This is a genomic window from Fluviibacterium sp. S390, assembly GCF_049800695.1.
Taxonomy (GTDB): Bacteria; Pseudomonadota; Alphaproteobacteria; order Rhodobacterales; family Rhodobacteraceae; genus Meridianimarinicoccus.
This window is the reverse complement of sequence record NZ_JBNAFN010000001.1, coordinates 29,499-55,145: the sequence shown is the minus strand read 5'-3', so window position 1 is coordinate 55,145 and position 25,647 is coordinate 29,499. Positions and strand designations below refer to the sequence as shown.

Here is a 25,647-nt window from a genome sequence, read left to right as displayed (position 1 = left end):
CAATCATGCTGCATTGCAGTATGACCAAAGATGATTGTTTATGATTGACAACAGGGCTTCCAGATTTCACCTTGTGCGAGACATTACGCACCGGGCGCGCCGCGCTCATCGGGAGGAAGACATGCTTGAATCCGCAGAAAAACAGACACTTGAGAGCCGTTGGGACGAGAGCGTCGCGGATGGAATGAGCGAATCGGAGCTGCTGCTCTACCGTTCCAATATCCTTGGCGCCGACAAGCGCGTGACCAATTACGGTGGCGGCAACACGTCGGCGAAGGTCATGGAAACCGACCCGCTGACCGGCGACGAGGTCGAGGTTCTTTGGGTCAAGGGCTCGGGCGGCGACATCGGGTCGATCGAGATGGATGGTTTCGCGACGCTGTACATGGACAAGCTGCAGGCGCTGAAGGGCCTGTATCGCGGTGTCGATTTCGAGGACGAGATGGTCGGCTACCTGCCGCATTGTACCTACAAGCTGAACCCGCGGGCGGCGTCGATCGACACGCCCCTGCACGCCTATGTGCCGCGCAAACACGTCGATCACGTGCATGCGGATGCGATCATCGCGATTGCCGCTTCGAAGAACTCCCGCGAACTGACGCAGCAGATCTTCGGTGACAAGATCGGCTGGCTGCCGTGGAAAAAGCCGGGCTACGAGTTGGGCCTGTGGCTGGAAAACTTCTGCGTCGAGAATCCCGATGCCGACGGCGTGGTTCTGGAAAGCCACGGGTTGTTCACCTGGGCCGACACCGCGCGCGATTGCTATGACAAGACCATCGAGGTCATCAACACCGCCACCGCATGGCTGGCCGAGAAGACCGAGGGCGTTGCAGCCTTTGGCGGGGCCCGTCATCAAAGTCTGTCGGCTGCAGATCGCCGCGCCGTGGCCGCCCGCCTGATGCCCGCCATTCGCGGGTTCGTCTCGGGCAACCAGCACATGGTTGGCCATTTCAACGACAGCGATGCGGTGCTGGAATTCGTCAACTCGGCCAATCTGGAGCCGCTGGCGGCCCTTGGCACCTCCTGCCCGGACCATTTCCTGCGCACCAAGATCCGCCCGCTGGTGGTGAAGTTCGATCCGGCGCAGAACAACCTGGACGCTGTGTTGGAAGGCCTTCCGGCGCAGGTTGCGGCTTATCGCGATGACTATGCGGCCTATTACGCCCGCTGCAAGCATGACAACTCCCCGGCGCTGCGCGACCCCAACGCGGTGGTTTACCTGGTGCCCGGTGTCGGCATGATCACCTTTGCCAAGGACAAGGCCACGGCCCGCATCTCGGGCGAGTTCTACGTCAACGCCATCAACGTGATGCGCGGTGCCTCGTCGGTCAGTGAATACGTCGGACTGCCCGAACAGGAAGCCTTCGACATCGAATACTGGCTTCTGGAAGAGGCCAAGTTGCAGCGCATGCCAAAGCCCAAATCGCTGGCGGGGCGGGTGGCGCTGGTCACCGGCGGGGCAGGCGGCATTGGCGCGGCCACGGCGGAACGTTATCTGGCGGAAGGTGCCTGCGTGATGCTGGCCGACATCAACGAAGAGGCGCTCGGCTCGACCTCGCAGACCCTCGCGTCGCGCTTCGGCAAGGACGTGGTGCGCACCGTCACGATGAATGTCACCGACGAGAACGCCGTCGCGGCGGCCTTTGCCGAAACCGCGGTCGAATTCGGCGGCATCGACATTCTGGTGTCCAACGCCGGCATCGCCTCTTCGGCGCCGATCGAGGAAACCTCGCTGGCGCTGTGGAACAAGAACATGGACATCCTGTCCACCGGCTATTTCCTGGTCAGCCGCGAAGCCTTCAAGCTGATGCGCGTGCAGGACATGGGCGGCGCGGTGATCTTCATCGCCTCTAAAAATGGTCTGGCGGCCTCGCCCAACGCGGCGGCCTATTGCACCGCCAAGGCCAGCGAAATTCATCTGGCCCGCTGCCTGGCGCTGGAAGGCGCAGGGGCCGGCATCCGGGTCAATGTGGTCAATCCCGACGCGGTGCTGCGCGGCTCGAAGATCTGGGAAGGCGAATGGCTGGAACAGCGTGCGGGCACCTATGGCACCGACAAGGACGGGCTTGAGGAAATGTATCGCCAGCGTTCGATGCTGAAACGGTCGGTCCTGCCCGAGGATATCGCCGAGGCCGCCTATTTCTTCGCCGCCGACACCTCGTCCAAATCCACCGGCAACATCCTGAATGTCGATGCCGGCAACGTGCAGGCGTTCCCGCGCTGAGCGCGGGACCCCAACGGGAGGAATGAGCATGAGCAAGACCTATGACATGGCGCGCGAGACCTTCGCGCAGTGGGGGATCGACAGCGAAACCGCCCTGCAGCGTCTCGCGAGCATCCCGATCTCGATGCATTGCTGGCAGGGCGATGACGTGGTGGGGTTCGAAGCCAGGACCGGCAGTTCCGGCGGTGGCATTCAGGCCACCGGCAACCATCCCGGCCGGGCCCGCACGCCGGACGAATTGCGCGCGGATCTGGAATTCGCCTATGCGCAGATCCCCGGAACCCATCGACTGAACCTGCACGCGATGTATCTGGACACCGATGAGAATCCTGATCGTGACGAGATCGAGTTTCGGCATTTCGCGCCGTGGGTGGACTGGGCCAAGGGGCAGGGGATCGGGCTGGACTTCAACCCGACCTTCTTTGCCCACGCCAGGGCAGACGACAACCTGACCCTGAGCCATCCCGACAAGGGCATCCGTGACTTCTGGATCGAACATGGCAAACGCTCGCGCGAGATCGCGGCGCAGATGGGCGCGGCCCTCGGCAGTGCGGCGGTCAACAACATCTGGGTTCCTGATGGCTACAAGGACACGCCCATCGACCGCATGGCGGCGCGGGCGCGGCTGGAAGCCTCGCTGGACCAGATGCTGGCCGATCCGCTGGGCGCGGCCCAGATGCGCGACGCGGTGGAAAGCAAGTTGTTCGGCATCGGTGTGGAAGCCTGCACCGTGGGCAGCCATGAGTTCTACATGGGCTATGCGATCCGCAAGGGCACGCTGCTGTGCCTGGACATGGGCCATTTCCATCCGACCGAGAATGTGGCGGACAAGCTCAGCGCGGTGTCGCTGTCACTGGACGAGATCCTGCTGCATGTCTCTAGGCCGATGCGCTGGGACAGCGACCATGTGATCTTGCTGGACGACTCCATCCTGTCGATGGCGCAGGAACTGGTGACGGCGGATCTGCTGGATCGGACCCGGATCGGGCTGGACTTCTTCGATGCCACCATCAGCCGCACGGCGGCCTGGGTGATCGGCACGCGCAACATGCAAAAGGCGCTGCTCAGGGCGCTGCTGCTGCCGCTGGACCAGCTGACCAAGGCCGAGACGGCGCTGGATTACACCACCCGCCTGACCCTGACCGAAGAGTTCAAGGATCTGCCCTTCGGGGCGGTCTGGGACGAGTTCTGCGCCCGTCAGGATGTGCCCACGGGCCTGCCCCTGATCCGCGAACTGGATGCCTATCAGGCGGCAGTCGCCAGCCGGGGCTAGACCCGGGGTTCAGAAAAAAGCCGGAGTCGCGGATCGCAGGACGATCCGCGGCGCTTTTTCGTGTCTGTCAGGTGCCGGACGGGCGCAGCACCCGCGCTTTCAGTCGCCGCCACAGCGGTGTTTGCGACACGAAGATCAGCACCACACCGATGAACAGCACTGTGGACAGCGGGCTGGAGAAGATGCCCGCGAAGAAGCGGCCCAGATCCTCGCGCTCGGAAATGATCGCGCGGCGCCAGTTGTCGTCCAGCAGCCGCGACAGGATCACCCCAAGGATCACCGGCCCCAGCGGATAGCCGTAGTGACGCAGGAAATAGCCGAAGACGCCGAAGCCCAGCATCCAGTTTACATCCGCGATCGAGTTGTTCACCGCGTAGGCGCCGACGATGGACAGAAGCAGGATCAGCGGGATCAGCACCGACCGGGGCATCTCGACGATCCGGGTGAACAGCTTGATGCCGGTCAGGCCGAAGATCAGCATGAAGACATTGGCCGTCAGCAGCGCGCCGACGATGAACCAGAACATCTCGGGCCGGTCGATCATCAGCATCGGGCCGGGGTTCAGTCCGTGAATGAACAGCGCCCCGATCATGATCGCCGTCACCGCATCGCCGGGGATACCCAGCGTCATCATCGGGATGAAGGCGCCCCCCACGGCGGCATTGTTGGCGGTCTCGGGGGCCACCAGCCCCTCCATCGCGCCATCACCAAACGGCCGCTCGGGGTGTTTGGTGACGCGTTTGGCATGGTCATAGGCCATCAGTGCGGCGATATCGCCGCCGGTGCCGGGCAGGGCGCCGATGACAACCCCGATGGTCGAGGTTTGCAGCGACAGCGGCAGGTGTTTTCGCACCGTGGCCAGCGACGGCACGATGCGGTCGATCTTCTGGCGGATCGCGGGCTTGTCCACGTGGTGCAGTTGCAACAGCGCCTCGGACACGCCGAACATGCCGATCATCACCGCGATGAAGGAAATCCCGCCCTCAAGGATCTGCAGATCGAAGGTGAACCGTTCGGTGAAGGTCAGCGGGTCGCGCCCCACCGCGCCGATGGCAATCCCCAGGGCTCCCGCGAAGATGCCCTTCACAAGGCTGCCGGTGGACAGCGACCCCACCAGCAGGATGCCCAGCAGCGCCAGCAGCATGTAGTCGCGCGGCTGGAACCGCAGCGCGAAATCCGACACCAGCGGGGCGGCCAGCGCCAGCACGCCGATGCCGACGAAGCCGCCGATGCAGGACATCACCGTTGTGACGCCGATGGCGGTGCCGGCCTCGCCGCGCCGGGCCATGGGATAGCCGTCCAGCGCCGTGGCAATGGCCGAGGGCGCGCCGGGGATGTTCAGCAGGATCGCGGTGCGTGCGCCGCCATAGACGCCGCCCATGTAGATGCCGATCATCAGTGAAATCGCCGGGTAGACATCCCACGAGAAGGTGAAGGAGATCAGGATCGACACCGCCATGGTCACCGAAAGACCCGGAATGGCGCCGACATAGACCCCGGCAAAGGTGCCAAGGGCAACAAGCGCCAGAAGCTGCGGCTGGGCAAAGACGGTCAGCAGGGGCGTCAGCACCTCCATCAGCGGTCCCCCGCGCCGAGATCGCGGAAGATCTGGATGAACTCTGCCTCGGGCACGATCCCCGGCGGCATCAGGACGGTAAAGACAATGCGGAAGATCAGCCAGATCGCCAGCAGGCTACCGGCTGAGACCGTCAGCGCAAAGCCCCAGCCGCGCCCGGACAGGATGCGGATCGACACGATCAGGAACAGGCCCGAGGTCGGCAGAAACCCCAGCGGTTTGAGCAGCAGCGCATAGGCGATCAGCAGCAGCACGAAGATCACCACCACGCCCGGCAGGATGTCACGGCGCAGGGTTTCCCCGGCGCTGCGGGGCAGTCGGGCGGTGCGCAGCACCACAATCATCGAAGTTACCACCATCGCCGTGGTCGCCGCCATCGGCACCGATCCGGGGGCCGACAGCGCTTCGAAGCCGGAGATGCCATAGGCACTCCACAACAGCCCGAGGCTGGCCAGCAGCAACAGGACCACGAAGGCCAGTTCTCCGGGCCGGCGGGCATCGTCACAGCCGCCGGGGGTGGCATCCGCGGTGCCGTCGTGATGGTCGGGGTCAGGTCGTCTCATGGGGGTCCTTGCTGCCGGACAGGTGGCGGCCTGCAGAGAAACGGCGCCGCGCTTCGGGGGAAGGGCGGCGCCGGTAGGGGCCGGCGGCTGTCGGGCCGCCGGTCTTGCGATCATTCACCGGGGCGCGCGATCCCGAACTCTTCCGGCGAGGCCTTGGTGTGGCCGCCGTCCTGCAGCAGCCAGGTCGTGCCCTGCTGCCATTTGGTCAGGAAGTCGGTGGCCTCCTGTCCGGAAATGCCCATCAGCTCGAACCCGCGGTTTTCCATCAACTCGACAAACTCCGGGTTCGCGACGCCCTGGGCATACGCGTCTGACAATTTCGCCACGACCTCATCGGGCGTGCCCTTGGGGGCGAAGACCCCGAAGAACGGCCCCCACGGCAGGTAGGTTTCAAACGCCGGGTTGAAGGCGGTGACCGGGGGCACGCCGGGCAGCTTGTCGGTCTCGGCCACATCGAAAACCGCCAGCGGCTTCATGGTGCCGGCGCGGATGCCTTCGATGGCGATGCCCAGAACGGCCGGCATCACGTCCACGGCCCCGCCCTGCAGGGCGGTCAGCGCCGGGCCGTCGCCGTCATAGGGCACGGCGATCACGTTCAGCTCTCCCTCGACCGTGTTGATCATCGCGGTGATGACCGATGGCAGCCCGCCCGGCCCGGTGGCGCCGAAGCGCACCTCGCCGGGGTTGGCCTTCACATAGGCGACCATTTCGGCGTAGTCGTCAAAGGGGGCATCCACATTGGCCACCACCAGCGGCGTGCCGCGGGCCAGGATCGAAACCGGGACGAAGTCGTTGTAATCCTTGTCGCCCAGACCCATCACCTTGTAGAGCAGCGGGTTCTCAGCGCCCATCAGCAGGGTGTAGCCATCCGGGTCGGAGCTGGCCACATGGTTCAGCGCGATGGCGCCCACGGCGCCGGTCATGTTCTGCATCACGATGGTGCCACCAAGGGCTTCTTCGGCATGCGGCGTGACCGAGCGCATCACGGTGTCCGTAGAACCACCGGCGCCCCATTGGATGATGCCCTGGATTTCCTTGGTTGGATAGTCTTCTGCCTGCGCGGCCCCCAGGCCGATTGCCAGTACCGAGACGGCGCTCAGGATGACGTGTTTCATGTGGTCTTCTCCCCATGCGTGGTGATCTTCTTGGGCAGCACCGGCTGCCTGACGCCTGCGACTATCATCGCAACCGGGCGGGAAGGTCAAATATCAATCCGCGAAATCAAGGCCGTGCCGGGCGCTGCGGGGCGGCAGGCGCGGAGTGCGGCGGCTTGACCGGCGTCAAGGCCGACCCCTAGGGTGATACCATCCCGACACAACCTTATGGCCCGATCGCGTGCAGCTGTCTTTCTCTACCCTCGGGCTGCTTGTCAGCCTGACCCTGCCCACGGCCCTGCTGGACCGCTGCAGCCCCCATGAAAGCAACGTGGCGTTGGGAGAACTGGCGCGCGAGCGTGTGGCGCTGACCGCCACCGCGAACGAGATCATCGTCGGGTTGCCAGTGGCCGAGGGCAGCCGGGTGCAGGCCGGTGACCTTCTGGTGCAGCTCGATCCCGCGATACGGCTGGGCAACCTGGCGCTGGCAAAGGCCGATCTGGCAAATGCACAGGCCAATCTGGACAAGCTGCGCGACGGGCCGCGCGCCGAGGAGATCGCCATTGCGCGCGCCGAAGTGGACGGCGCCCGCGCCAGCCTGACCGAGGCCGAGGCGAACTTCGAACGCAACAGCATTCTGGTGGAACGCGAAGCCATCACCCAGGCGCGGCTGGATGCCAACCGGGCCGTCCGCGACGCCGCCCGCGCCAAGCTGGAGGCGACGCAGGCGCGCCTGCTGGAGCTGGAAAACGGCGCGCGTCCCGAAGACATCGCCATGGCCGTGGCCACGCTTGCGGCGGCGCGCGCGCGGCTTGACGTGGAACAGACGCACCTGGACAACCTCGCGATCACGGCCACCCGCGACGGCGTGCTCGACAGCCTGCCGTGGAACCTGGGCGAGCGGGTGACGATGGGCAGCCCGGTGGCGATCCTGCTGGCCGGGGACCGGCCCTTTGCCCGCGTCTATGTGCCGGAACCGGCGCGGGTGAAAGTGAACGAGGGCGACGAACTGCTGGTCAGTGTCGATGGGCTGGACGAACCCATGCGCGGGGTGGTGCGCTGGATCAGCGTCAACGCTGCTTTCACACCCTATTACGCCCTGAACCAGGAAGATCGCAGCCGCCTGATGTATCTGGCCGAGATTGACCTGCCCGGCGCGGCGGCGGCAGCACTTCCGGTGGGCATGCCGGCGCAGGCGCATCTGCCGTGACCATTTCCCAACAGACCGACCCCGAGGTCGTGGTGTCCACCGCCGGGCTGACCCGCCGCTTCGGGCCCAAGACCGCTGTCGACGGGGTGGATCTGACCATCGCGCGGGGCGAGATCTTCGGCTTTCTGGGCCCCAACGGCAGCGGCAAGACCACCCTGATGCGGATGCTCACCGGTCTGCTGATCCCGAGCGAAGGCCGGGCGCGGGTGCTGGGCGTCGATTTGCCGGGCAAACCCGAGCCGTTGAAACAGAAGATCGGCTACATGACCCAGAGCTTTTCGCACTACCGCGATCTGACGGTGATCGAGAACCTGGATTTCGCGGCGCGCATCTACGGCCTGCCGCGCCGCCGCCGCAAGACGCGCATCGAGACCCTGCTGCAACGCTATGATCTGGAAGCACAAGCACATCAGATCGCCGGCAGCATGAGCGGTGGCCAGCGGCAGAAGCTGGCATTGGCCGCAGCGGTGCTGCACGAGCCGCTGTTGCTGTTTCTTGATGAGCCGACCTCGGCCGTCGATCCCGAAACCCGGCGGCAGTTCTGGGCGCGGTTGTTCGATCTGGTGGACGGTGGCACAACAATCATCGTGTCGACCCATTTCATGGACGAAGCCGAGCGCTGCCACCGCATCGCCATCCTGGAAACCGGGATCACGCGGATCGAAGGCGCGCCGCCCGACCTGATGGCGGGGCTGAAGGCCAATGTGATCGAGGTGACCGGTGACCAGTTGCGCCATGCGAAGGACCTGCTGGACGCCGACCCGGCGGTGTTGTCCTCGGCCCAGATCGGCGCGCGGCTGCGGGTGCTGGTGCGCAAGGATCAGGCTGACCCCGAGGCCCATGTGGCCGCATTGCTGCACGACGCCGGTCCGGTCACCTGCCACCGGACCCGCGCCAATCTTGAGGACGTCTTCGTTGCCGCGACCGGGGGCGGGGCCGCGCGCCCGGCCGAGGCGGCCGCGTGATCTCGATCGGGCGCATCGGCGCGATCCTGAAAAAGGAATTGCTGCAACTGCGCCGTGACCGGATGACCTTCGGCATGGTCATCATGATCCCGCTGATCCAGCTGGTGCTGTTCGGCTATGCCATCAACACCAACATCCGCCACATCCCCGTGGGGCTGGTCGATCAGGATCAGAGCGGGCTGAGCCGGATGCTGGTGCAGATGGTGGGCACCACGCAGGTGGTGGATTTCACCCAGACCTATGCCACGCCACAACAGGCGCAGCAGGCCCTGACGGCGGCCGAGGTGCGCGCGGTCCTGATCATCCCGCCGGATCTGCCCGCGCGGCTGGTGCGCATCCCTGCCATCGGTGCCGCGCCGCCGCCGGCGACGGATATGGCCAGTGCCCGCCCGGTGGCGCAATGGATCGTCGACGGCTCGGACACGATGATCGCCGCCGGGATCAAGAGCCTGCGGTCCATGCCCCTGACCGAGTTGTTCCGGCAGCCGCCGAACCGGGTGGTCCCGACCTTCGAGGTGGCGCTGTTCTACAACCCCGAGCAACGCTCGGCGGTGAACATCGTGCCGGGGCTGGTGGGGATCATCCTGACCATGACCATGATCATGTTCACCTCGGCGGCCATCGTGCGCGAAAGCGAACGTGGCAACATGGAGATGCTCATCAACACCCCGGTGCGCCCGATCGAGCTGATGATCGGCAAGATCATCCCCTATATGGTGATCGGGCTGGTGCAGGTGGCGATCATCCTTGGGCTTGGCTACCTTTTGTTCAACGTGCCGGTAAACGGCTCGCTTTGGGTGCTGCTGGTGGTGACGCTGCTGTTCATCGGGGCCAGCCTGTCGCTGGGGCTGGTGCTGTCCACCATCGCCACCAACCAGCTTCAGGCCATGCAGATGACCGTGTTCATCCTGTTGCCGTCGATCCTGCTGTCGGGGTTCATGTTTCCCTTCGACGGGATGCCCGGACCGGCGCAGGCCATCGCGCAACTGCTGCCAGCCACCCATTTCATGCAGATGATCCGGGGCGTGGTGTTGCGCGATGCGGCGCTGATCGACATGGCGGGGGGGATGCTGTGGATGGCGGGTTTCATGGTCTTCGGCCTGATCGTCGCCACCCTGCGCTTTCGCAAGCGGTTGTAGCCGTCGCGTTCAGAAGGTGACCCGCGCCCGCAGGCTGGCGACATAGACCCGGTCCTGCGTCGGGTTGGCCGCAGGGTGGATGACCATTTGCACTGACGGCGTGATCGCCAGATGCTCCAGCAACTGGAAGCGGTAGAACAGCTCGCCGGTGTATTGATCCTGCAACCCGTCTTGCGACGGATCCCCCCATCCGGCAGCAACCCCCAGAACGCCGCCCGCCGCGCGGTCGTTCACGTCGAAGCCGACGCCCAGCCCGGCCACGAGGTCGGATTTCAGCAGGCTGGCCTTGCCATCGGAATGGCCGCCGAACACGAAGGGCATCCAGCGGTCGTTGAACATATGGCTGGCGGCGAAGGTGACGCCGCTGCTTTCGGGAATGCCCGCGTCGGTGCGGGCGTCCTGATGCCAGAGTTGCAGCTTGATCTGATCCCAGCGCCAGCGGTCCGGGGTCGTCGGATAATAGCGCACCTCGACCGACTTGTAGAACTCATGCGCGCCGATGGTGTCGAACGGGTTGCCGGTGGTCTTGCCGTTGGCATCGTGGATCCCGGCCACCACCACCAAATGTTCCCCCAACTGGGCACCGATCCCGCCGCCAAAGGCCCGCCCCGGTGCCGGTTTCGACAGGCTGCTTTGCATCGCCGTGTTCTGGAACCCGCGCATCGAGGACGACAGGGCGTGGGTGTTGTACCACGAGATTGCGCTGATCTTGCCGAAGATGAACTTGAACTTGCCCTCCAGCAGCGCCTGCCGCCAGGCGTATTCGGTGACGGCAAAGCCGAAGTCGCTGAACCCGGTGCCGGAGGAGGTGAAGCTGCCGAACTGATAGGCCAGTTGCGACGGCGGAATCTCGGTGCCGGCGGTTTGGCGGTGTTCCACGCGGAAGGTGAACTTGCCGACGTTCCTGGTTCCGCGTCCGACCAGTTCCCAGGCGCCCTGGATCTGCCCGCGGGCCGCTGCAGCACGGGTTTCGCCCAGGCTTTGGCTCGCCGCTTGTCCCAGCGCCTGATAGCTGAAGGACAGTTGCAGGCCGGTATTCTGGTAGAGCCGCGTTTTCCAGGCGAACCAGGGTTGCAGGGCGGTTTGCGCGCGCGCCCAGTCCAGCAGGCTTTCGCGCCGGATATCGTCTTGCGAAAGATCCTCGGCCACACCGCCGCCGCCTTCCAGCGGCGAGGTCAGGTTGTACCCCGAATGTGTCCCAGCCCCCTGATCGACGCCGCTCAGCGCGCCTTGGGATTGCGCGTTTGCGGTCCCGGCCGACAGCGCCAGAAGCCCCAGACCGGCAACGCTGCCCAGGGATCGGCGGAAGGCCCGTCGCGAAGGGGGAATTGTCCTCATCCGCCGGACGCCGGGTTCCGCGCGGAAAATTGTTGGACTTCGTCACCGATCCCCTTGTTGGTCTCGTCCGCCGGGTCCTGACCCTCGCAAGCATCCACGGCGGCAAGCGCATGCGTGGCGCAATGCACGGGACGGGGGGCTTTGGTCATGGGATGTCTCCTTGCCGTCATCCGCTGCCGCTGAACTGACCAGTCGGGCAGGGGTCTTGAGGGGAGAGAACGGGCGCATGGGACAGGCCCGGATGCGCGGGTCAGGAATTGGCGGGGCGGCGACATTTCCGCCCCGTCCGTTTGTCAGTTGGTACAGATCAACCGGCCAGCGACGCGTTGCAGGCGCGGGCGGCTTCGATGGCCTTCTTGGTGCCGGTCAGGTCGATCACGAAGGCGATCGGCTGGTCGGGGAAGGCGATCATGGTCTGGCTCTCGGCGATGGCGGTGACCAGGTCGGGATTGTTGGTCAGGACATAGCCGCCCCGGTAGTCGGCGGCGAGCTTGCCGCTTTTGATCGCGTGGGTTTCGCCGACAAAGACCTTGCCACCGACACCAAGCGCGATGTCACCGGATGCCGCTTCAATGTCGGCCTGGGTGAAAACGCCCACATAGGCAAAGTCGCGGTCGGCGGTCAGGCCCATCTGCATGGCATTGCCGGCCTCGTCGGTGCGTTCGATCAGGCAGGTCTTGGTCGAGCCGTCCGCATAGACGGTCCAGCCTTCGACGGTATCATAGACCGTAAACTGGTCGCTGCTGGACGGGATCGGGCTGTCGGACGCAAATGCCGGCGCGGTGGCCAGCAGCATGGCAGCGGCGGCCAGCGTGAAAGGTTTCAGGGACATGGTGAACTCCGTGTTGAGAAGGTTGTTGCAGACGATCAATTCGCCTGAAGGGGCAAGGGCTGCAAAACGATAAAGCCCTTGTCCCACATATAATAGAATCGCCCGCCGTAACCCGGAGAAAGCAGCGTATTGAAGCTCATGGGCTCGAAAAAGGGCGATTGCGCCAATAGGTCGCCGGTCCTGGCGTCCAGCCAGATCGCCTGCTGGCGATAGCTTGGTGCCGAGGTCTGGTTCAACGCCTCCAGCGTGGTGCCGGGTTCGGCCCGCGCGGTGCCCAGCACACGTGCGTCGGCCGGGCCATACAGCGCCTGCAGGGCGGTGGTGGCGCCGTCGCGGGTCCAGGCGGTGGTCATGGCGCCGCTGTTCTGATCGAAGGTGATCCCGGCAATCTGCATCATGTTCTGGTCGGCCGAGAACACCATGCTCAGTTCGGGATCGATGGCGGCCTTGGGCGGCGCCCAGCTTTGGCCGGTGGGCAGATCGGTGCCGAAAGGGTACAGCCGGGTGATGCGGGTCGGGTCGCTCTGGTGGATCGCGACGATGGCCGAGGCCACCTTGCTGGGCAGGCCGTTGACCTGCAGCACCACCCAATCGCCCAGGATGCCGGGGGCGTCGCCGGTGGTCTGGCCCGGATCAAGATAGGTGTCGATCACCCAGTCGGTGTCCTGCGACAGCCTCCGCGTCTCGGGATCCCAGTAGAAGCGATAGGCCTTGGCGACCGACGGCGCATAGATGGCGATCTGCCCGTCATGCTGGGTGATGGTATGCGGGACCACGGCGTTTTCCGGAACGCCGATCTGGTCGTAGATCTCGAAGGTGTCTGGGTTCACGGCCAGAATCGTCGATCCGGGGGCCGCGGCGATGCCGCCGGGGCACATGAAGGCTGCCAGCGTGCCCTGGATATCGCAGGGCGTGGCGCGGGTCTGGTTCTTGATGATCAGCGTGCCGTCAGGCGCAATGGTCAGATGCTTGAAGTTGCTGCCTTCGGGCGGGGCAACCCCGCTGGGCAGCGACAGATGCTGCAGGATGCGCCCGGTCTCGCCGTCCAGCTTCACCAGATGGTTGCCGAAGGCCACGGGGATATTGCCATCGGGCAGGATGTTCAGATTGGCCGCCCCGACCCAGGCGCCCGAGACATTGCCGTTTTCAAGGATCGTGCGCCAGATTTCCTTGCCGGTGGTGGCGTCGACCTTGGCAACCCAGGGGCCCACAGGCATCGGGCCCTTGGCCGGGGGCAGGTTGCCGCCGGTCAGGTACAGCTCTCCGGGGTAGCGGTTGTTGATGAACAGCACGCCCTGATAGTCTTCGGGGCTGCGCCACATGAACACCTGGTTGTCGCCCTTCATGGATCCAAGGAACGAGGCACAGGGGTAGAACTGGCTGCGGGTGGCATCCGCAACCTCGGCGCCGTTGAGCGACTTGAAATAGCCCGGCGTCTCGCGCTGTTGCGCACAGTCCCATTCCTGCTGGATGCGGGCCAGATCGCCGGGAAAGGGTCCGTTTGCATCGGGCGCGGGCGGCGGGCTGTCCTTGGCCATCCCCGGCAAGGGGGCGGTCAACAGTGTCGCCAAAAGCAGCGCGGACAGGAATTTCATCAAATCGTCTCCGGGTCGCGTCATCAATGTGCGGTGTGGCCATTGCCTTTGGTCCGCTGAACCAAAGGGCCGGCACGGCTTTCAGGCTTGCAGACTAACGGGCTGGAAAACGGATGATTTAGCATTTCGCGCCAAAATTCAGACGTGGGCGCAAGATATTTTCAGGAGGCGCGTTTCGCAGCCTTTTCAGCGAAACTGGGCGGTTTCCCGGTCCAGCGGCGCACGGCGCGGGTAAAGGCGGATTGCTGGGCATAGCCCAGACGTTCGGCCACGTCCCCAACCCGTATTTCGCCACGGGTCAGCAGGTCTTCGGCGATCCGGCGGCGCACGGTCTGCAGTTCGGTGCCAAAGCTGGTGCCTTCCTCTGACAGGCGGCGTTGCAGGCTGCGTACGCTGGTGCCGGCACTTCGGGCCATGCGGTCGATTTTCGGCGCGCCGTCATGGATCATGGACCCCAGGACCGCGCGCACCGAGGCCGCCAGGCTGGCATCCTCGGCCAGTGGCGGCACTTGCAAGGCCATCAGTTGCGGCAGGCGATCCCGCGCGGTGCTGCGGAACGGCGCGCCCAGAACATTCGGCGTCAGTTCGATGCGCAGCACCTTGTCGGGCGCGGTCGTCAACGATGGGCCGAAATGGGGTTGCAGATGCGCCATTCCGTGGGTCGGATGCGGCACCATCTGAACCCGGACATGTGCGGGCGGGCGGGTGCCGTTGAAGGCGCAAATGGTCTGCAACAGGGCCGTGAACAGCCCATGCACCGCGTGCAGCGCCTCGTCATCGATGTCGAAATCGAAGCGCTGGGTCAGGACGAACATGCCGTCTTTCTGGTCCAGCCCGATGTGTTCATGGCTGGAATGAAAGGGCAGGGCGCGCGACACGCGCATCAGCGCCTCGGCCGGGCTGCGCGCACCAAGTGCCACCTGCCCGATATAGCCCAGTTCCGGAAGGCTGGCCTGGGTCACGATCTGCGGTCCGATATCGGGGCCATAGGTGCGCGACAGCGCGCGCATCACGTCCAGTCCGTTGCGCAGCGGGATCGGGTCGATGGGTGACAGGTGAAACCAATAGGCCAGATCAGCCTCGTCCAGAAGCTGCGCGGTGTTGCGCCCGTGGGTTTCGGTGAACCGGACAAGGGGCAGCAGATTTGCCGCGCGGATCAGGGGAATTGTCTTGGCCATCACATGTGCTCGCGGTGGGGTACCACACTGACCTTGGGGCAGACGGGGGCCGGGTGCAACGCCACTGCGGATCAAGGGGTCGTGGCGTTGCCGCATCGGGCGCAGGCGGTCAGCCCGCTTCTTCGGAGCGTCCGGTTGCCGGTTCCAGTGTGGGTGTCAGGGCGGTGAGCCGTGCGCGAAGTTCGGCATCCATGTCAAAGCCCATGGCGTCCAGCGAAGGCTGGAGTTGCGGGACCGAGCGGGCGCTGATGATCGGCGCGGCGACACCGGGATGGCTGGCCGCCCAGGCCACGGCCAAAGTGGCGGGCGATTGCCCCAGGTCCTCGGCCAGCGACTTCAGGTTCGCTGCCACATCCTGCATCCAGGCATCGCCATAGCGCACGCGGTAACGATCGTCGGTCTGCAAGCGTCCGCTTGCGCCGTCAAGATACTTGCCAGTCAGCAGGCCGCCGCCCAGTGGCGAATAGGGCACGACCGCGATGTCCTGATCGGCGGCCATGGGCAGGATCTCGACCTCCACCTGTCGTTTGACCAGATTGTACATGGGCTGCATCAGCGAGATGTTCAGGTCGAACCGGCGCGCCACCGCCACCGCCTTCATGGTCTGCCATGCGGCGAAATTCGACACGCCCACTTGGCGGATCTTGCCCGCATCGCGCAATCCGGCGAGGGTTTCGAAGGTCTCTTCCAGCGGCGTGTCCGGGTCGAAACGGTGCAGATACAGGCCGTCGACGCAGTCCAGCTTGTGGCGGGCGCGGCTGATGTCGAACTGCGCAAGGATGTTGTCGCGGCCCGAGCCACCGGTCGAGGCAACCTTCGAGGCCACGAAAACCGCCTCGCGCTCGTCCCGCACCATCTCGCCCAGCCAGGTTTCCGACAGCCCGCCGGTATAGACGTGCGCGGTGTCGAAGAAGTTGATGCCGGCCTTCCGGCAGGCGGCATACATGGCCTCGGATGCGGCCCGGTCGGCCCCGACGCCGAATTGCATGGCACCGAAGCAGAAGCGGGACAGGGGGGTGCCATCGAGGGTTTTCAGATCATGCGACATGTGGAGACGTCCGTTGTCAGGGGTGTGCCGAAGTCTAGGGCAGAAAAGCCGGTGATCAAAGCTGGCGCAGGCGATGCCGTTCCAGCAGGCCAAGGATCATGTCGCGGGCCCGTTCGCGGTGCGCGCGGTGCAGATCACGGGCGCGCTGCGGGTCGGCCTTGGCAATGGCTTCGAAGACGCCGCGGTGATCCTCGTTCGATTGCACCGGCAGCGGGCGCATGAACAGGGTGACGGCGCGGGCGCGGCGGACCTGATCGCTCATCATCGCGGTGATGGCCATGACGCGGGCATTGCCGCCCAGACGCACCAGTTCGGTATGGAACCGGTCGTCAGCCTCGGCCCATGTGTCCAGATCCTTGCCATCGAGTGCGGCATCCATATCGGCGATGGCCCGCGCCAGATCGGTCAGATGGGTGGCGGAATAGCTCTGTTCGGCGGCCCGTTCGGCGGCCAGGCTTTCCAGTTCGGTCAGCACGTCATAAATCTCGCGCATGTCCTCGGGAGAAACCGGCAGGATGCGCACGCCCTTGCGTGCCCGCAGTTCCAGAAGCCCCTGGCTTTCCAGCGTGCGGGCGGCCTCGCGGATGGGCGTGCGCGACATGCCCAGGCGCTCTGCCAACTCGCTTTCCAGATGGTCGGACCCGGCGGGCAGTTCGCCCGAAAACACCAGACGCCGCAATTCGGTGATGGCGCGGTCGGTGTTCGAAACCGGCTTGTCGACCTGTGTTTTCACTCTGCCTCCAACATGATCTTGCGCCCCTCCTGCGCCGATTTGTAGATCGCGGCTTCGATCTCCATGACCGACAGGTAATCCGGGGCGAGGTTCTCCAGCGGCGCACCGTCCAGAAGGCCAGAAACCACATGGGACTGCAAGGCGTGGACGCAGTCGCCGCCGAAACCGTCCCAACTGTCAGGCGGCAACAGGGTTTCGGTGTCGGACCCGCCGAAACGGCGCAGGGTGACGGCGCCGTCGCCGGTCAGCGTCAGCGTGCCTTCGGTGCCTTCCACCAGCGCCTCACCCATGGTGCGGCGGGTGTTGTCGGCGGCGTGGTCCAGGCAGCGATTGCCGTCGAACAGGGCGCGCACGCCGCCGGGATGTTCGAACAGGACATGGCCCGCATCCTCGCCGGCGATGACCGGATTGACCTTGCGCAGATCGGCATAGACCGAGACGGGGTCGCCCAACAAATACCGGAAGGTATCGACCCAATGAACGCCGGTTTCGCGGATCAGGAAGGGGTTCATCTGCTGAAAATAGGGCTGACGATCCAGATAGGCGCGCGGGCCCTGCCCGTCGCCGGGGCGCAGGCGGAAAGTCACTTGCAGCACCTCGCCCACCGCGCCGTCGTCGAGCGCGGCCTTGATCCGGCGATACCACGGCTGGAAGCGGAAATTCTCGTGCACGATGATCCGGGCCCCGGCAGCCTCGGCCGCAGCGATGGCCTGTTTGGCCTCGGCCAGATCGTTGCAGAAGGGCTTCTGGCAGATGATGGTTTTTATCCGGGCGTCCAGTGCGGTTCGGATCGCCTCTGCATGGGCCACGGGCGGCAGGATGATGTCCAGCACATCGGGCCGCGTTTCGGCCAGCATCCTTGCCAGATCATCAAAGGCGGGCAGGCCGGTCTTGCGCGCCTTGTCGATGTGCCGGTTGTACGACCCCACCAGCGCCACCCGATCCAGGCGCGCCCAACTGTCGTACTGGAACTGGCTGAAATAGCCAGCACCGGCGCAGGCGACGCGCAGGGTTGCGGGGGCACTCATGCGGTGCGGCCTTTGCGGGCGGGAGTTCGGGTCGGTCGCATCATTCCTCGTTCCTTAGGGTTCTGTGCGGCAATTGCCAGCCCGCCGCAAACAGTGTTTGACAACGTGTAATTTAATGAATACGCAAATAAACGCAATAAAGAACGCACAACTGTCGGGAGGACGTGTTGATGAAGAAGATGTTTGGAACGTTGGCGGGGGCCGCCCTGCTGGCCGCAGTGGGAACTTCCCCGGCGGCCGCGCAGGACTATCCCTATCGTGACATCACCACAGCGGTGGTCTGGGGGGCCGGTGGCGGCACCGACACCATCAACCGCATGATCATGGCCGAGATGGAAAAGCATCTGCCGGTGTCGATCAACGTGATCAACCAGACCGGTGGCGTCGCCGGATCGAACGGAATGGTCTACGTGATGAACCAGCCCGACGATGGCTATACGCTGGTCGGCCTGTCGGAATCCAATGTGACCGCCGCCGTGCAGGGGGGCTGGGACAAGAAGTTCGACTATTGGTATCCGTTCATCGTCGGCGGCTCGCCCGATCTGATCTCGGTGCCGGCCAACAGCCCTTATTCGACGCTGGCAGACCTGGTCGAGGCCGCCAAGGCCGCGCCGGGGTCCATCCCTGCCGCCGCCTCGGGTGCCGGATCGATCCACCATCTGAACCTGCTGGCCATCGAGAAGGGCGCGGGCGTGACCTTCAAGTTCGTCCCCTACAAGGGCTCCGCGCCGGGTCAGGAAGCTGCCATTGCCGGCGAAGTCGCGCTGGTCGTGACCTCGCTGGCCGAACAGGCACCGCTGATCGCAGGCGGAGAGTTGAAGCCGTTGGCCATGCTGACCCCTGAAACCGCCGAGATCGCGGGCATGACCGTACCGTCGGCCTTCGACCTCTACGACGGGTTGGACGCCTACTTGCCGCTGAAGCAGGCCATCGGATTTGCCGTGCACAACTCGGCGTCGGATGACGTCAAGGCCACGCTGACCGAGGCTTTCAACGCTGCCATGGCCGGCGAGGCTGTCGCCGAATGGGCTGCGGCCAACAACTATGACATCGGCGGCCAGTCCGGGCCCGAGGCGCAGGCGCTGTTCGAGACGCTGGAAGCCAATTTTGCCTATACGCTGCAGGATCTTGGCGTGGCAACCGTGGACCCGGCCTCGCTGGGTATCGAGAAGCCCTGATCGACGCGCAATCGCAACGATGTGGGGGCGCCGATGTGCGCCCCCTCTGACAGGCCGGGAGGGGCTAGGTTTGGAACCCAGCGAAGACAAGAGCATCATGCGCGCCCGCGACTTCTGGGCGGCCCTGATCCTGATGGCCGTTTCGGTCTTCTTCCTGTGGCGCACGGCGGATATTCCGCTGTTCAACACCACGCAGGGCGGGGTGGCCGGGGTGGCCTGGTACAATTCTGCTGCCATCGTGCCGCTGGGCATCTTCCTGGCCATGCTGGTGCTGTCGGTGGTGCTGCTGGTGGTGGCCATTCGGGCGGGCGGCGCGCAGCGGGCGCTGACCGCCGTCGGGCTGGGCTGGGACCGGGACGAGGCGCTGCGCTTTGCGACGCTGGCGGTGATCTTCCTGTCCTATATCGCGGCCTTGGTGCCGCGCGTGGATTTCATCATCTGTTCGGGGTTGCTGATCACCGCGCTGATCTATGGCTATCACGAAGGGCGCACCGGGCGCATGACGCTGGCCGCCGGGATCATGGCCCTGGCCGGGGCCGCCGCGATGGTCCTGCATTTCCCGCAATCCGAATGGAGCGCTCACGGCGATGACTGGATCGCGCTGGTGCTGTGGATCGGGCTGACCTGCTGGATGCTCTGGAACGGCCATAGGTCGAGAGTGTTCCGCATCACCCCATGGATCGCTGTCGGCGCGCCGCTGATCCTTGTCTGCGCCATGGCCTTCGGCTTTCGCCAGAACGTGCCGAACCGAGGCGGGCTGATCTTTTCGAAGATCGAATACCACTACTACGTGACCCTGCGACCGCTCTGGAGGACCTGAGGTGGAATTTGTCCTGTCCCAACTTGCAGGCTTCGGCGGGGCCTTTGCGGCACTGGTGGTCGATCCGCTGACCTATGTCTATCTGGTGACTTCGGTGTTTCTGGGGATCACCTTCGGCGCGCTGCCGGGGCTGACGGCGACGCTGGCGGTGACCATTCTGACCGGCTTTTTCGGCAACAAGATCCCGCTGGACTATTCCCTGATTGCCCTGCTGGGGGCCTATGTCGGGGCGATCTACGGCGGCTCGTACCCGTCGATCCTGCTGAACATTCCCGGCACGGCGGCCAGTGCGGCCACCGCCATGGACGGGCACCCGCTGGCCAAGGCGGGCCGGGGCGGCGAGGCATTGGGCCTGACCACCACGGCCAGCTTCATCGGCACGCTGATCGGCACCTTCGCGCTGCTGGTCTTTGTCTGGGCGCTGCTGCTGGTGTCCAAGAACATCGCCAGCCCGGAAAAGGCCCTGCTGGCCCTGTTTGGCATCCTGTTGTCGGGCACGTTGATGAGCGAGGATCTGGTGATCAAGGGCTGGATCGCCGGGCTGATCGGTCTGGCCATGGCCATGGTCGGCATGGATCCGCTGCTGTCCGAGCCGCGCTATACCTTCGGCTGGTCCTACATGATGTCGGGCTTCCAGGTGGTGCCGGTGCTGATGGGGGCCTTCGCGGTGCCGCAGATCATCGAAGGGCTACGCCATGCCGACGTGGGCAAGCTGGTGCAGTTCCGCGACCGGATCGTGCCCAATCTGGCAACCGTGCGCCGCTACCTGCCGACGATCACCCGGTCGGGCGTGATCGGCACCGGCGTCGGCGCATTGCCCGGCGTGGGCGAGGATGTGGCGGGCTGGGTCAGCTATGGCGTCGGCAAGACCGTCTCGAAGGATGGCAAGAACTTCGGCAAGGGCTCGGTTGAAGGGCTTCTGTCGGCGGAAACCGCCAACAACGCCTGCATCGGCGGTGCGTTGATCCCGCTGCTGGTGCTGGGCATTCCCGGCTCGCCGCCCGCCGCAGCCCTGATGGGCGCGTTCAAGATCAACAACGTCATTCCCGGCCCGACCATCGACCCGGCGATCATCCTGCGCGTGGTGGCGATCCTGGTGCTGGCGTCTTTCACCATGTTCCTGATGGGGCTGTTCACGGCGCGGGTCTTCATCCGAATCCTGCGCATCCCGCAGACCGTGTTCCTGCCGGTCGTCATGGTGCTGACCACCATCGGATCCTTCAGCGTCGGCGGCGGCATCAATGATCTCTACCTGATGCTGGGCGTCGGATTCGTGGCCTATTTCATGAACATGCTGGCCTTTCCCATCGCCCCGCTTGTGATAGGCGTGATCCTGGGCGGGCTGTTCGACGAGACCTTCCGCAGGTCGCTGTTCCTGTCGGACGGGGATCTGTCGGTCTTCGTGTCCCGGCCCGGTGCGGCGATCCTGCTGGCGCTGAACGTCGCGCTGATCCTGAGCCATATCCCATTTGTGCAGCGCGCCTTCGGGCGGCTGAAGCGGAGGACCGCCTGATGTACGCCGTAACCGTCACCTTCACCATCGCAGCCGGACGGATGTCCGAATTCCTGCCGCGGATGATTGCCAACGCGCGAACCTCCCTGAACGACGAACCGGGGTGCCAGTTGTTCGACGTCTGCACCGATCCCGACCTGCCCGACACGGTGTTCCTGTACGAGCTTTACGACGATCGCGCGGCCTTTGACGCGCATCTGCACAGCGCCCACTTCAAGGCCTTCGATGCCGCGGTGGCCGAGATGGTCACAGACAAGCAGGTGCGCTGCTTCGCCGAGGTGCGCTCATGAGCAGCTGGGAAATCCATGCCATTAAATACGCCGACCGCAATGCGCGGGTGCGCGGCGACAGCTTCGTCTTCGACGACAACCACGACGCGCCGCATCCGATGGATTACTTCATGTGGCTGCTGCGGCGCGGCGACGAGGTCATTCTCGTCGACACCGGCTATGACGATGCCGAGGCTGCGGCCCGCGCCCGTCCGATCCGGCTGGACCCGGTGGCCGCCCTGGCCCCGCTGGGCGTGCGTCCCGATCAGATCACCAAGGTGATCGTGACGCATCTGCACTATGACCATGCGGGCGGGCTGCGACTGTTTCCCAATGCGACGCTGCACATGCAGGCCGCCGAAATGGCCTATGCCACGGGGCCCTGCATGTGTCACGACACGCTGCGGATGCCCTTCACAGCAGGCCATGTCTGCGAGGCGGTCACGCGGCTGTTCTCGGGGCAGGTGGTGTTCCACGACGGCGATGGGCAGGTGGCCGAAGGCGTCACGGTGCATCGCATCGGCGGTCACAGCCGGGGGCTTCAGGCAGTGCGGGTGCGGACCGAAAGCGGCTGGATGGTGCTGGCCTCGGACGCGGCGCATTTCTACGAAAACCTGTTCGCCCGCAAGCCGTTCCCGATCGTGGTGGACGTGCAGGACATGCTGGACGGGTTCGACCGGCTGCTGGGGCTGGCCAGCCGTCCCGAACTGATCATCCCCGGCCATGACCCGCTGGTGTGCAAGCTGTTTGCCCCCGGCGTGGCCGATCACATACGCCGTCTCGATCCCGGCCCAATCGCCGAGGTGCCGCGATGACCGAAGAGACCCGCCTGCGCGAGGACATCTGCCGCATCGCCAAGTCGCTGTTCGACCGCGGCCTGACCTGCGGCGCTTCGGGCAACATTTCGGCCCGGTTGTCGGATGGCAGCCTGCTGATGACGCCCACCGGAAGCTCGATGGGGTTTCTGGACCCGGCGCGGATCAGTCGGCTGGATGCAGACATGCGGTTGCTGTCGGGCGACCCGCCGACCAAGGAAATTCCGCTGCACAGCGCCTTTTACGAGACGCGGCAGCAAACCGGGGCGGTGGTGCATCTGCATTCCACCCATTCGGTGGCCCTGTCGATGCTGCCCGACACCGACGCCGACAACATGCTGCCCGCGCTGACGCCCTATGGGATCATGCGGTTGGGCAAGGTGCGCCGACTGCCCTTCATCCTGCCCGGCGATCCCGCGATGGCGGAGGCCGTGCGCGGGCTGGCGGGCAAACGCTCGGCGGTGGTGCTGGCCAATCACGGGCCGGTGGTGGCCGGCAAGGATGTCTGGGCCGCGACCTATGCCATCGAGGAACTGGAAGAAACCGCGCGGCTGGCGTTGCTGACGCGCGGCTGCGGAGCGGTCGGGCTGACAGACGCTCAGATCCAAACCGTCGTCCGCAGGTTCGACATTGACTGGGAATGAAAGGAACGGCCGCATGACCACGAAGGCTCGGATTGCGCTGATCAAGGGGGACGGGATCGGCATCGACGTGGCCGAGGCCGCCATGCAGGTGGCGCTTGCCGCCTGCGAACAGGCCGGAGCGCCGGAGCTGGTTTTTGACGAGATCCGCGCCGGGGCCGGGTATTTCGCCGAAACCGGGCAGGACATCGAACCGGGGGGAGAGCAGCGCGCCGGCGAGGCCGATGCGATCTTCCTGGGCGCTATTGGTCTGCCCGCCATCCGTCACGAGGACGGCACCGAAATCTCGCCGCATCTGCGCCTTCGGGATCGCTATGGCCTGTATGCAGGCATCCGCCCGGTGCGCGCCTATCCAAATGCGCCGCAGCGTCTGGCCGATCCGCGAGCCGCCGGGCTGGATCTGATCATCCTGCGCGAAAGCACCGAAGGGCTGTTTTATTCGGCAGCCGCCCACAAGCGCGCCGAAGTGATCGGCGACAGCGAGGTGCGCGAGACCCTGCGGATCACCCGCGCCACCACCGAGAAGCTGCACCGCTTCGCCTTCCGTCTGGCCGAGAAACGCCGCGCGCGCGGAAAACGGGCGCGGCTGACCTGCGTGGACAAGGCCAATGTCTTCACCTCGATGGCCTTCTTCCGCAAGATCTTCGACGAGATCGCCCGCGACCATCCCGACACCGAGATCGGCTACAACTATGTCGATGCGCAGGCGCTGGATCTGGTGCGGCGGCCGTGGGAGTTCGACATCCTGGTGATGGAGAACATGTTCGGCGACATCCTGTCGGATCTGGCCGGGGGTCTGGTCGGCGGCATGGGCATGGCCGCCTGCGCCGAGATCGGCGACAGCACCGGGTTGTTCCAGCCCGCCCATGGCAGCGCCCCCGACATCATGGGGCAGGACAAGGCCAACCCGCTGGCGGCGATCCTCAGCGCCGGGCTGATGCTGGACTATCTGGCCGATAAGACCGGAGTGGCCGCCTATGGGCGGGCCGCAGAACTGGTGGACCGGGCGGTGGATGCGGGGTTTGCCCGGAACCGGCTGCGCCCGATGGAGTTTGGCGGTGACATGGGCACACTTGCCGTTACCGCCGAGATTATTTCGCAGATTGCCGCCGCAACCGAAACACAGGCGGCGGGCTGAATGCCCCTTGAACCGCAGGAGACGTCATGACCGTAGTTCTGGGCGCCATCGCCGATGATTTCACCGGGGCCACCGATCTGGCCAACACGCTGGTCAAGGAAGGCATGCGGGTGGTGCAGGTCATCGGTGTGCCGGATGCGGACACCGATGTGGGCGATGCGCAGGCCGTGGTGGTGGCGCTGAAGTCCCGCACGGCGCCGGTGGACCAGGCGGTTGGCCAGTCGCTGCAAGCGCTGGACTGGCTGCGTGCTCAGGGGGCCGAACAGATCCTGTTCAAATACTGCTCGACCTTCGATTCCACCGAACGCGGCAACATCGGTCCGGTCACCGATGCCCTGCGGGCGGCACTGGACACCGATTTCGCGCTGGTCTGCCCGGCTTTTCCGGCCAACGGGCGCACGATCTATCAGGGGCATCTGTTCGTCGGCGATCAACTGCTGTCGGACAGCCCGATGAAGAACCACCCGCTGACGCCGATGCAGGATGCCAACCTGTTGCGGCTGATGGATGCGCAAAGCGAAGGCCGCGCCGGGCTGATCGGGCTGGGCGATGTCATGGCCGGGCCCGAGGCGATCCTGGCGCGGATCGCGGCATTGCGGCAGGCCGGTATCAACCACGGCATTCCCGACGCGGTGCGGGACGAGGATCTGCGCCATATCGGCCGCGCGGCGGCGCGGCATGTGCTGGTCACCGGCGGCTCGGGCATCGCCATGGGTCTGCCCGACAACCTGCGGGCACAGGGGCGGCTGGATCCGGCAACACCTACGGTCACGCCAAAGGTCGCGGGCCGGTCGGTCGTCTTTGCAGGCAGTTGTTCCGAGGCGACGCGCGGTCAGATCGCGGCGGTCCGTGACCTGTGGCCGGTGCGGAAGCTGGACTTGGACCGGATAGCCGCGGGGCAGGACGTGGTGGGCGAGATGCTGGACTGGGCGGGCGCGCAGCCAAGCATCGCCCCGATCCTGATCTATGGCTCTGCCGATCCCGAAGAAGTCCGGCGCACGCAGGAAAAACACGGCGTCGCGCGCGCGGGCCAGATGGTCGAGGATGCCCTCGGGCGCATCGCCACCGGGCTGCACGCGTCGGGGTTTGCGCGCATGGTGGTGGCCGGGGGGGAAACCTCGGGCGCGGTGGTATCCGCGCTTGGCGTCACCGCGCTGCGCATCGGGCCCGAGATCGCCACGGGTGTGCCGTGGACCGAAGCCGTGGGGGGTACGCCGTTGGCACTGGCCCTGAAGTCGGGCAATTTCGGCGGCCCGGCGTTCTTTCAAGAGGCTTTCGCGGTTCTGGATCAGGGCTGACACTGTGGCCTGACGGCAGCGGTCACATGGCGGCAAAGATGCCATGGCCGTCGTCCCCGTGGCGGGTACAGTTGCGCCCGTCAGACTGAAAGCAGCGTGTGCCAGCGACGGATCGCCCAACACACCGCACGCGCCAGCGCCCGGTTGCCCCTGACAAGTCGCACCAACAACCAGAGGCG

24 protein-coding genes are annotated in these 25,647 nt (G+C 65.3%); 13 read left to right on the top strand and 11 right to left on the bottom strand.

Annotated features, from left to right (window positions below):
* Positions 1-121: 121 nt before the first annotated feature.
* Together ACP15K_RS00230 and ACP15K_RS00225 are read left to right on the top strand one after the other, a co-directional pair.
* The gene (locus ACP15K_RS00230) at positions 122-2,224 is read left to right on the top strand and encodes a bifunctional rhamnulose-1-phosphate aldolase/short-chain dehydrogenase (protein ID WP_424989537.1); all 2,103 of its coding nucleotides are present in this window, start codon (positions 122-124) and stop codon (positions 2,222-2,224) included.
* A gap of 28 nt (positions 2,225-2,252) precedes the next feature.
* Complete coding sequence (locus tag ACP15K_RS00225) at positions 2,253-3,497, top strand: L-rhamnose isomerase (RefSeq protein ID WP_424989536.1); 1,245 nt, start codon at positions 2,253-2,255, stop codon at positions 3,495-3,497.
* Positions 3,498-3,564: 67 nt separating this feature from the next.
* Here the strand turns inward: ACP15K_RS00225 and ACP15K_RS00220 are convergent, their stop codons facing one another.
* The 3 genes from ACP15K_RS00220 to ACP15K_RS00210 form a co-directional block, all read right to left on the bottom strand.
* Positions 3,565-5,073, bottom strand: coding sequence for a tripartite tricarboxylate transporter permease (locus ACP15K_RS00220; RefSeq protein WP_424989535.1), 1,509 nt, complete (start codon positions 5,071-5,073; stop codon positions 3,565-3,567).
* A complete protein-coding gene (locus ACP15K_RS00215) occupies positions 5,073-5,636 on the bottom strand; it encodes a tripartite tricarboxylate transporter TctB family protein (RefSeq protein WP_424989534.1) in 564 nt (187 codons plus the stop codon). Before ACP15K_RS00215 ends, ACP15K_RS00220 begins: the two co-directional genes overlap by 1 nt.
* A gap of 110 nt (positions 5,637-5,746) precedes the next feature.
* On the bottom strand, positions 5,747-6,751 hold the full coding sequence (locus tag ACP15K_RS00210) for a Bug family tripartite tricarboxylate transporter substrate binding protein (protein WP_424989533.1): 1,005 nt from the start codon (positions 6,749-6,751) through the stop codon (positions 5,747-5,749).
* Between the two features lie 220 nt (positions 6,752-6,971).
* Between ACP15K_RS00210 and ACP15K_RS00205 the strand changes: the two genes are divergently transcribed.
* The 3 genes from ACP15K_RS00205 to ACP15K_RS00195 are packed head-to-tail and all read left to right on the top strand — an operon-like array spanning position 6,972 to position 10,044.
* A complete protein-coding gene (locus ACP15K_RS00205; RefSeq protein WP_424989532.1) occupies positions 6,972-7,940 on the top strand; it encodes an HlyD family secretion protein in 969 nt (322 codons plus the stop codon).
* Positions 7,937-8,905: an ABC transporter ATP-binding protein gene (locus tag ACP15K_RS00200; protein WP_424989531.1), complete on the top strand. Its 969-nt coding sequence runs from the start codon at positions 7,937-7,939 to the stop codon at positions 8,903-8,905. The genes ACP15K_RS00205 and ACP15K_RS00200 overlap by 4 nt, the downstream gene beginning before the upstream one ends.
* On the top strand, positions 8,902-10,044 hold the full coding sequence (locus ACP15K_RS00195) for an ABC transporter permease (RefSeq protein WP_193139104.1): 1,143 nt from the start codon (positions 8,902-8,904) through the stop codon (positions 10,042-10,044). The genes ACP15K_RS00200 and ACP15K_RS00195 overlap by 4 nt, the downstream gene beginning before the upstream one ends.
* A gap of 9 nt (positions 10,045-10,053) precedes the next feature.
* On the opposite strand, the gene ACP15K_RS00190 is transcribed toward ACP15K_RS00195, so the two are convergent.
* The 8 genes from ACP15K_RS00190 to ACP15K_RS00155 form a co-directional block, all read right to left on the bottom strand.
* The gene (locus ACP15K_RS00190) at positions 10,054-11,382 is read right to left on the bottom strand and encodes a carbohydrate porin (protein WP_424989530.1); all 1,329 of its coding nucleotides are present in this window, start codon (positions 11,380-11,382) and stop codon (positions 10,054-10,056) included.
* Complete coding sequence (locus tag ACP15K_RS00185) at positions 11,379-11,531, bottom strand: hypothetical protein (protein WP_193139101.1); 153 nt, start codon at positions 11,529-11,531, stop codon at positions 11,379-11,381. The genes ACP15K_RS00190 and ACP15K_RS00185 overlap by 4 nt, the downstream gene beginning before the upstream one ends.
* A gap of 158 nt (positions 11,532-11,689) precedes the next feature.
* Positions 11,690-12,214 (bottom strand): hypothetical protein, encoded by a 525-nt coding sequence (locus ACP15K_RS00180; protein ID WP_193139099.1) that lies wholly within the window; start codon positions 12,212-12,214, stop codon positions 11,690-11,692.
* Between the two features lie 35 nt (positions 12,215-12,249).
* Positions 12,250-13,809 carry a hypothetical protein gene (locus tag ACP15K_RS00175; RefSeq protein ID WP_424989529.1) on the bottom strand — a complete coding sequence of 520 codons (1,560 nt, stop codon included), beginning with the start codon at positions 13,807-13,809 and terminating at the stop codon, positions 12,250-12,252.
* 161 nt (positions 13,810-13,970) lie between these two features.
* Positions 13,971-14,987, bottom strand: coding sequence for a helix-turn-helix transcriptional regulator (locus tag ACP15K_RS00170; protein ID WP_424989528.1), 1,017 nt, complete (start codon positions 14,985-14,987; stop codon positions 13,971-13,973).
* Positions 14,988-15,096: 109 nt separating this feature from the next.
* Complete coding sequence (locus ACP15K_RS00165) at positions 15,097-16,035, bottom strand: aldo/keto reductase (RefSeq protein WP_424989527.1); 939 nt, start codon at positions 16,033-16,035, stop codon at positions 15,097-15,099.
* 55 nt (positions 16,036-16,090) lie between these two features.
* Positions 16,091-16,768: a GntR family transcriptional regulator gene (locus tag ACP15K_RS00160; RefSeq protein ID WP_424989526.1), complete on the bottom strand. Its 678-nt coding sequence runs from the start codon at positions 16,766-16,768 to the stop codon at positions 16,091-16,093.
* Positions 16,765-17,796, bottom strand: coding sequence for a Gfo/Idh/MocA family protein (locus ACP15K_RS00155; protein ID WP_193139090.1), 1,032 nt, complete (start codon positions 17,794-17,796; stop codon positions 16,765-16,767). Before ACP15K_RS00155 ends, ACP15K_RS00160 begins: the two co-directional genes overlap by 4 nt.
* Positions 17,797-17,966: 170 nt before the next feature.
* Between ACP15K_RS00155 and ACP15K_RS00150 the strand changes: the two genes are divergently transcribed.
* The 8 genes from ACP15K_RS00150 to otnK all read left to right on the top strand — a co-directional run bounded on the left by ACP15K_RS00150 (position 17,967) and on the right by otnK (position 25,468).
* The gene (locus ACP15K_RS00150) at positions 17,967-18,974 is read left to right on the top strand and encodes a Bug family tripartite tricarboxylate transporter substrate binding protein (RefSeq protein WP_424989525.1); all 1,008 of its coding nucleotides are present in this window, start codon (positions 17,967-17,969) and stop codon (positions 18,972-18,974) included.
* Between the two features lie 70 nt (positions 18,975-19,044).
* On the top strand, positions 19,045-19,794 hold the full coding sequence (locus tag ACP15K_RS00145; RefSeq protein ID WP_226925623.1) for a hypothetical protein: 750 nt from the start codon (positions 19,045-19,047) through the stop codon (positions 19,792-19,794).
* 1 nt (position 19,795) lies between these two features.
* Positions 19,796-21,307 carry a tripartite tricarboxylate transporter permease gene (locus ACP15K_RS00140; RefSeq protein WP_424989524.1) on the top strand — a complete coding sequence of 504 codons (1,512 nt, stop codon included), beginning with the start codon at positions 19,796-19,798 and terminating at the stop codon, positions 21,305-21,307.
* On the top strand, positions 21,307-21,597 hold the full coding sequence (locus ACP15K_RS00135) for a putative quinol monooxygenase (protein WP_193139084.1): 291 nt from the start codon (positions 21,307-21,309) through the stop codon (positions 21,595-21,597). Before ACP15K_RS00140 ends, ACP15K_RS00135 begins: the two co-directional genes overlap by 1 nt.
* Positions 21,594-22,391, top strand: a complete 798-nt coding sequence (locus tag ACP15K_RS00130; RefSeq protein ID WP_424989523.1) for an N-acyl homoserine lactonase family protein — start codon at positions 21,594-21,596, stop codon at positions 22,389-22,391. Before ACP15K_RS00135 ends, ACP15K_RS00130 begins: the two co-directional genes overlap by 4 nt.
* On the top strand, positions 22,388-23,035 hold the full coding sequence (locus ACP15K_RS00125; protein WP_193139079.1) for an aldolase: 648 nt from the start codon (positions 22,388-22,390) through the stop codon (positions 23,033-23,035). The genes ACP15K_RS00130 and ACP15K_RS00125 overlap by 4 nt, the downstream gene beginning before the upstream one ends.
* Before the next feature lie 13 nt (positions 23,036-23,048).
* Positions 23,049-24,170, top strand: coding sequence for an isocitrate/isopropylmalate dehydrogenase family protein (locus ACP15K_RS00120; RefSeq protein WP_193139077.1), 1,122 nt, complete (start codon positions 23,049-23,051; stop codon positions 24,168-24,170).
* Positions 24,171-24,196: 26 nt separating this feature from the next.
* On the top strand, positions 24,197-25,468 hold the full coding sequence (otnK, locus tag ACP15K_RS00115; RefSeq protein WP_424989522.1) for a 3-oxo-tetronate kinase: 1,272 nt from the start codon (positions 24,197-24,199) through the stop codon (positions 25,466-25,468).
* Positions 25,469-25,647 lie beyond the last annotated feature (179 nt).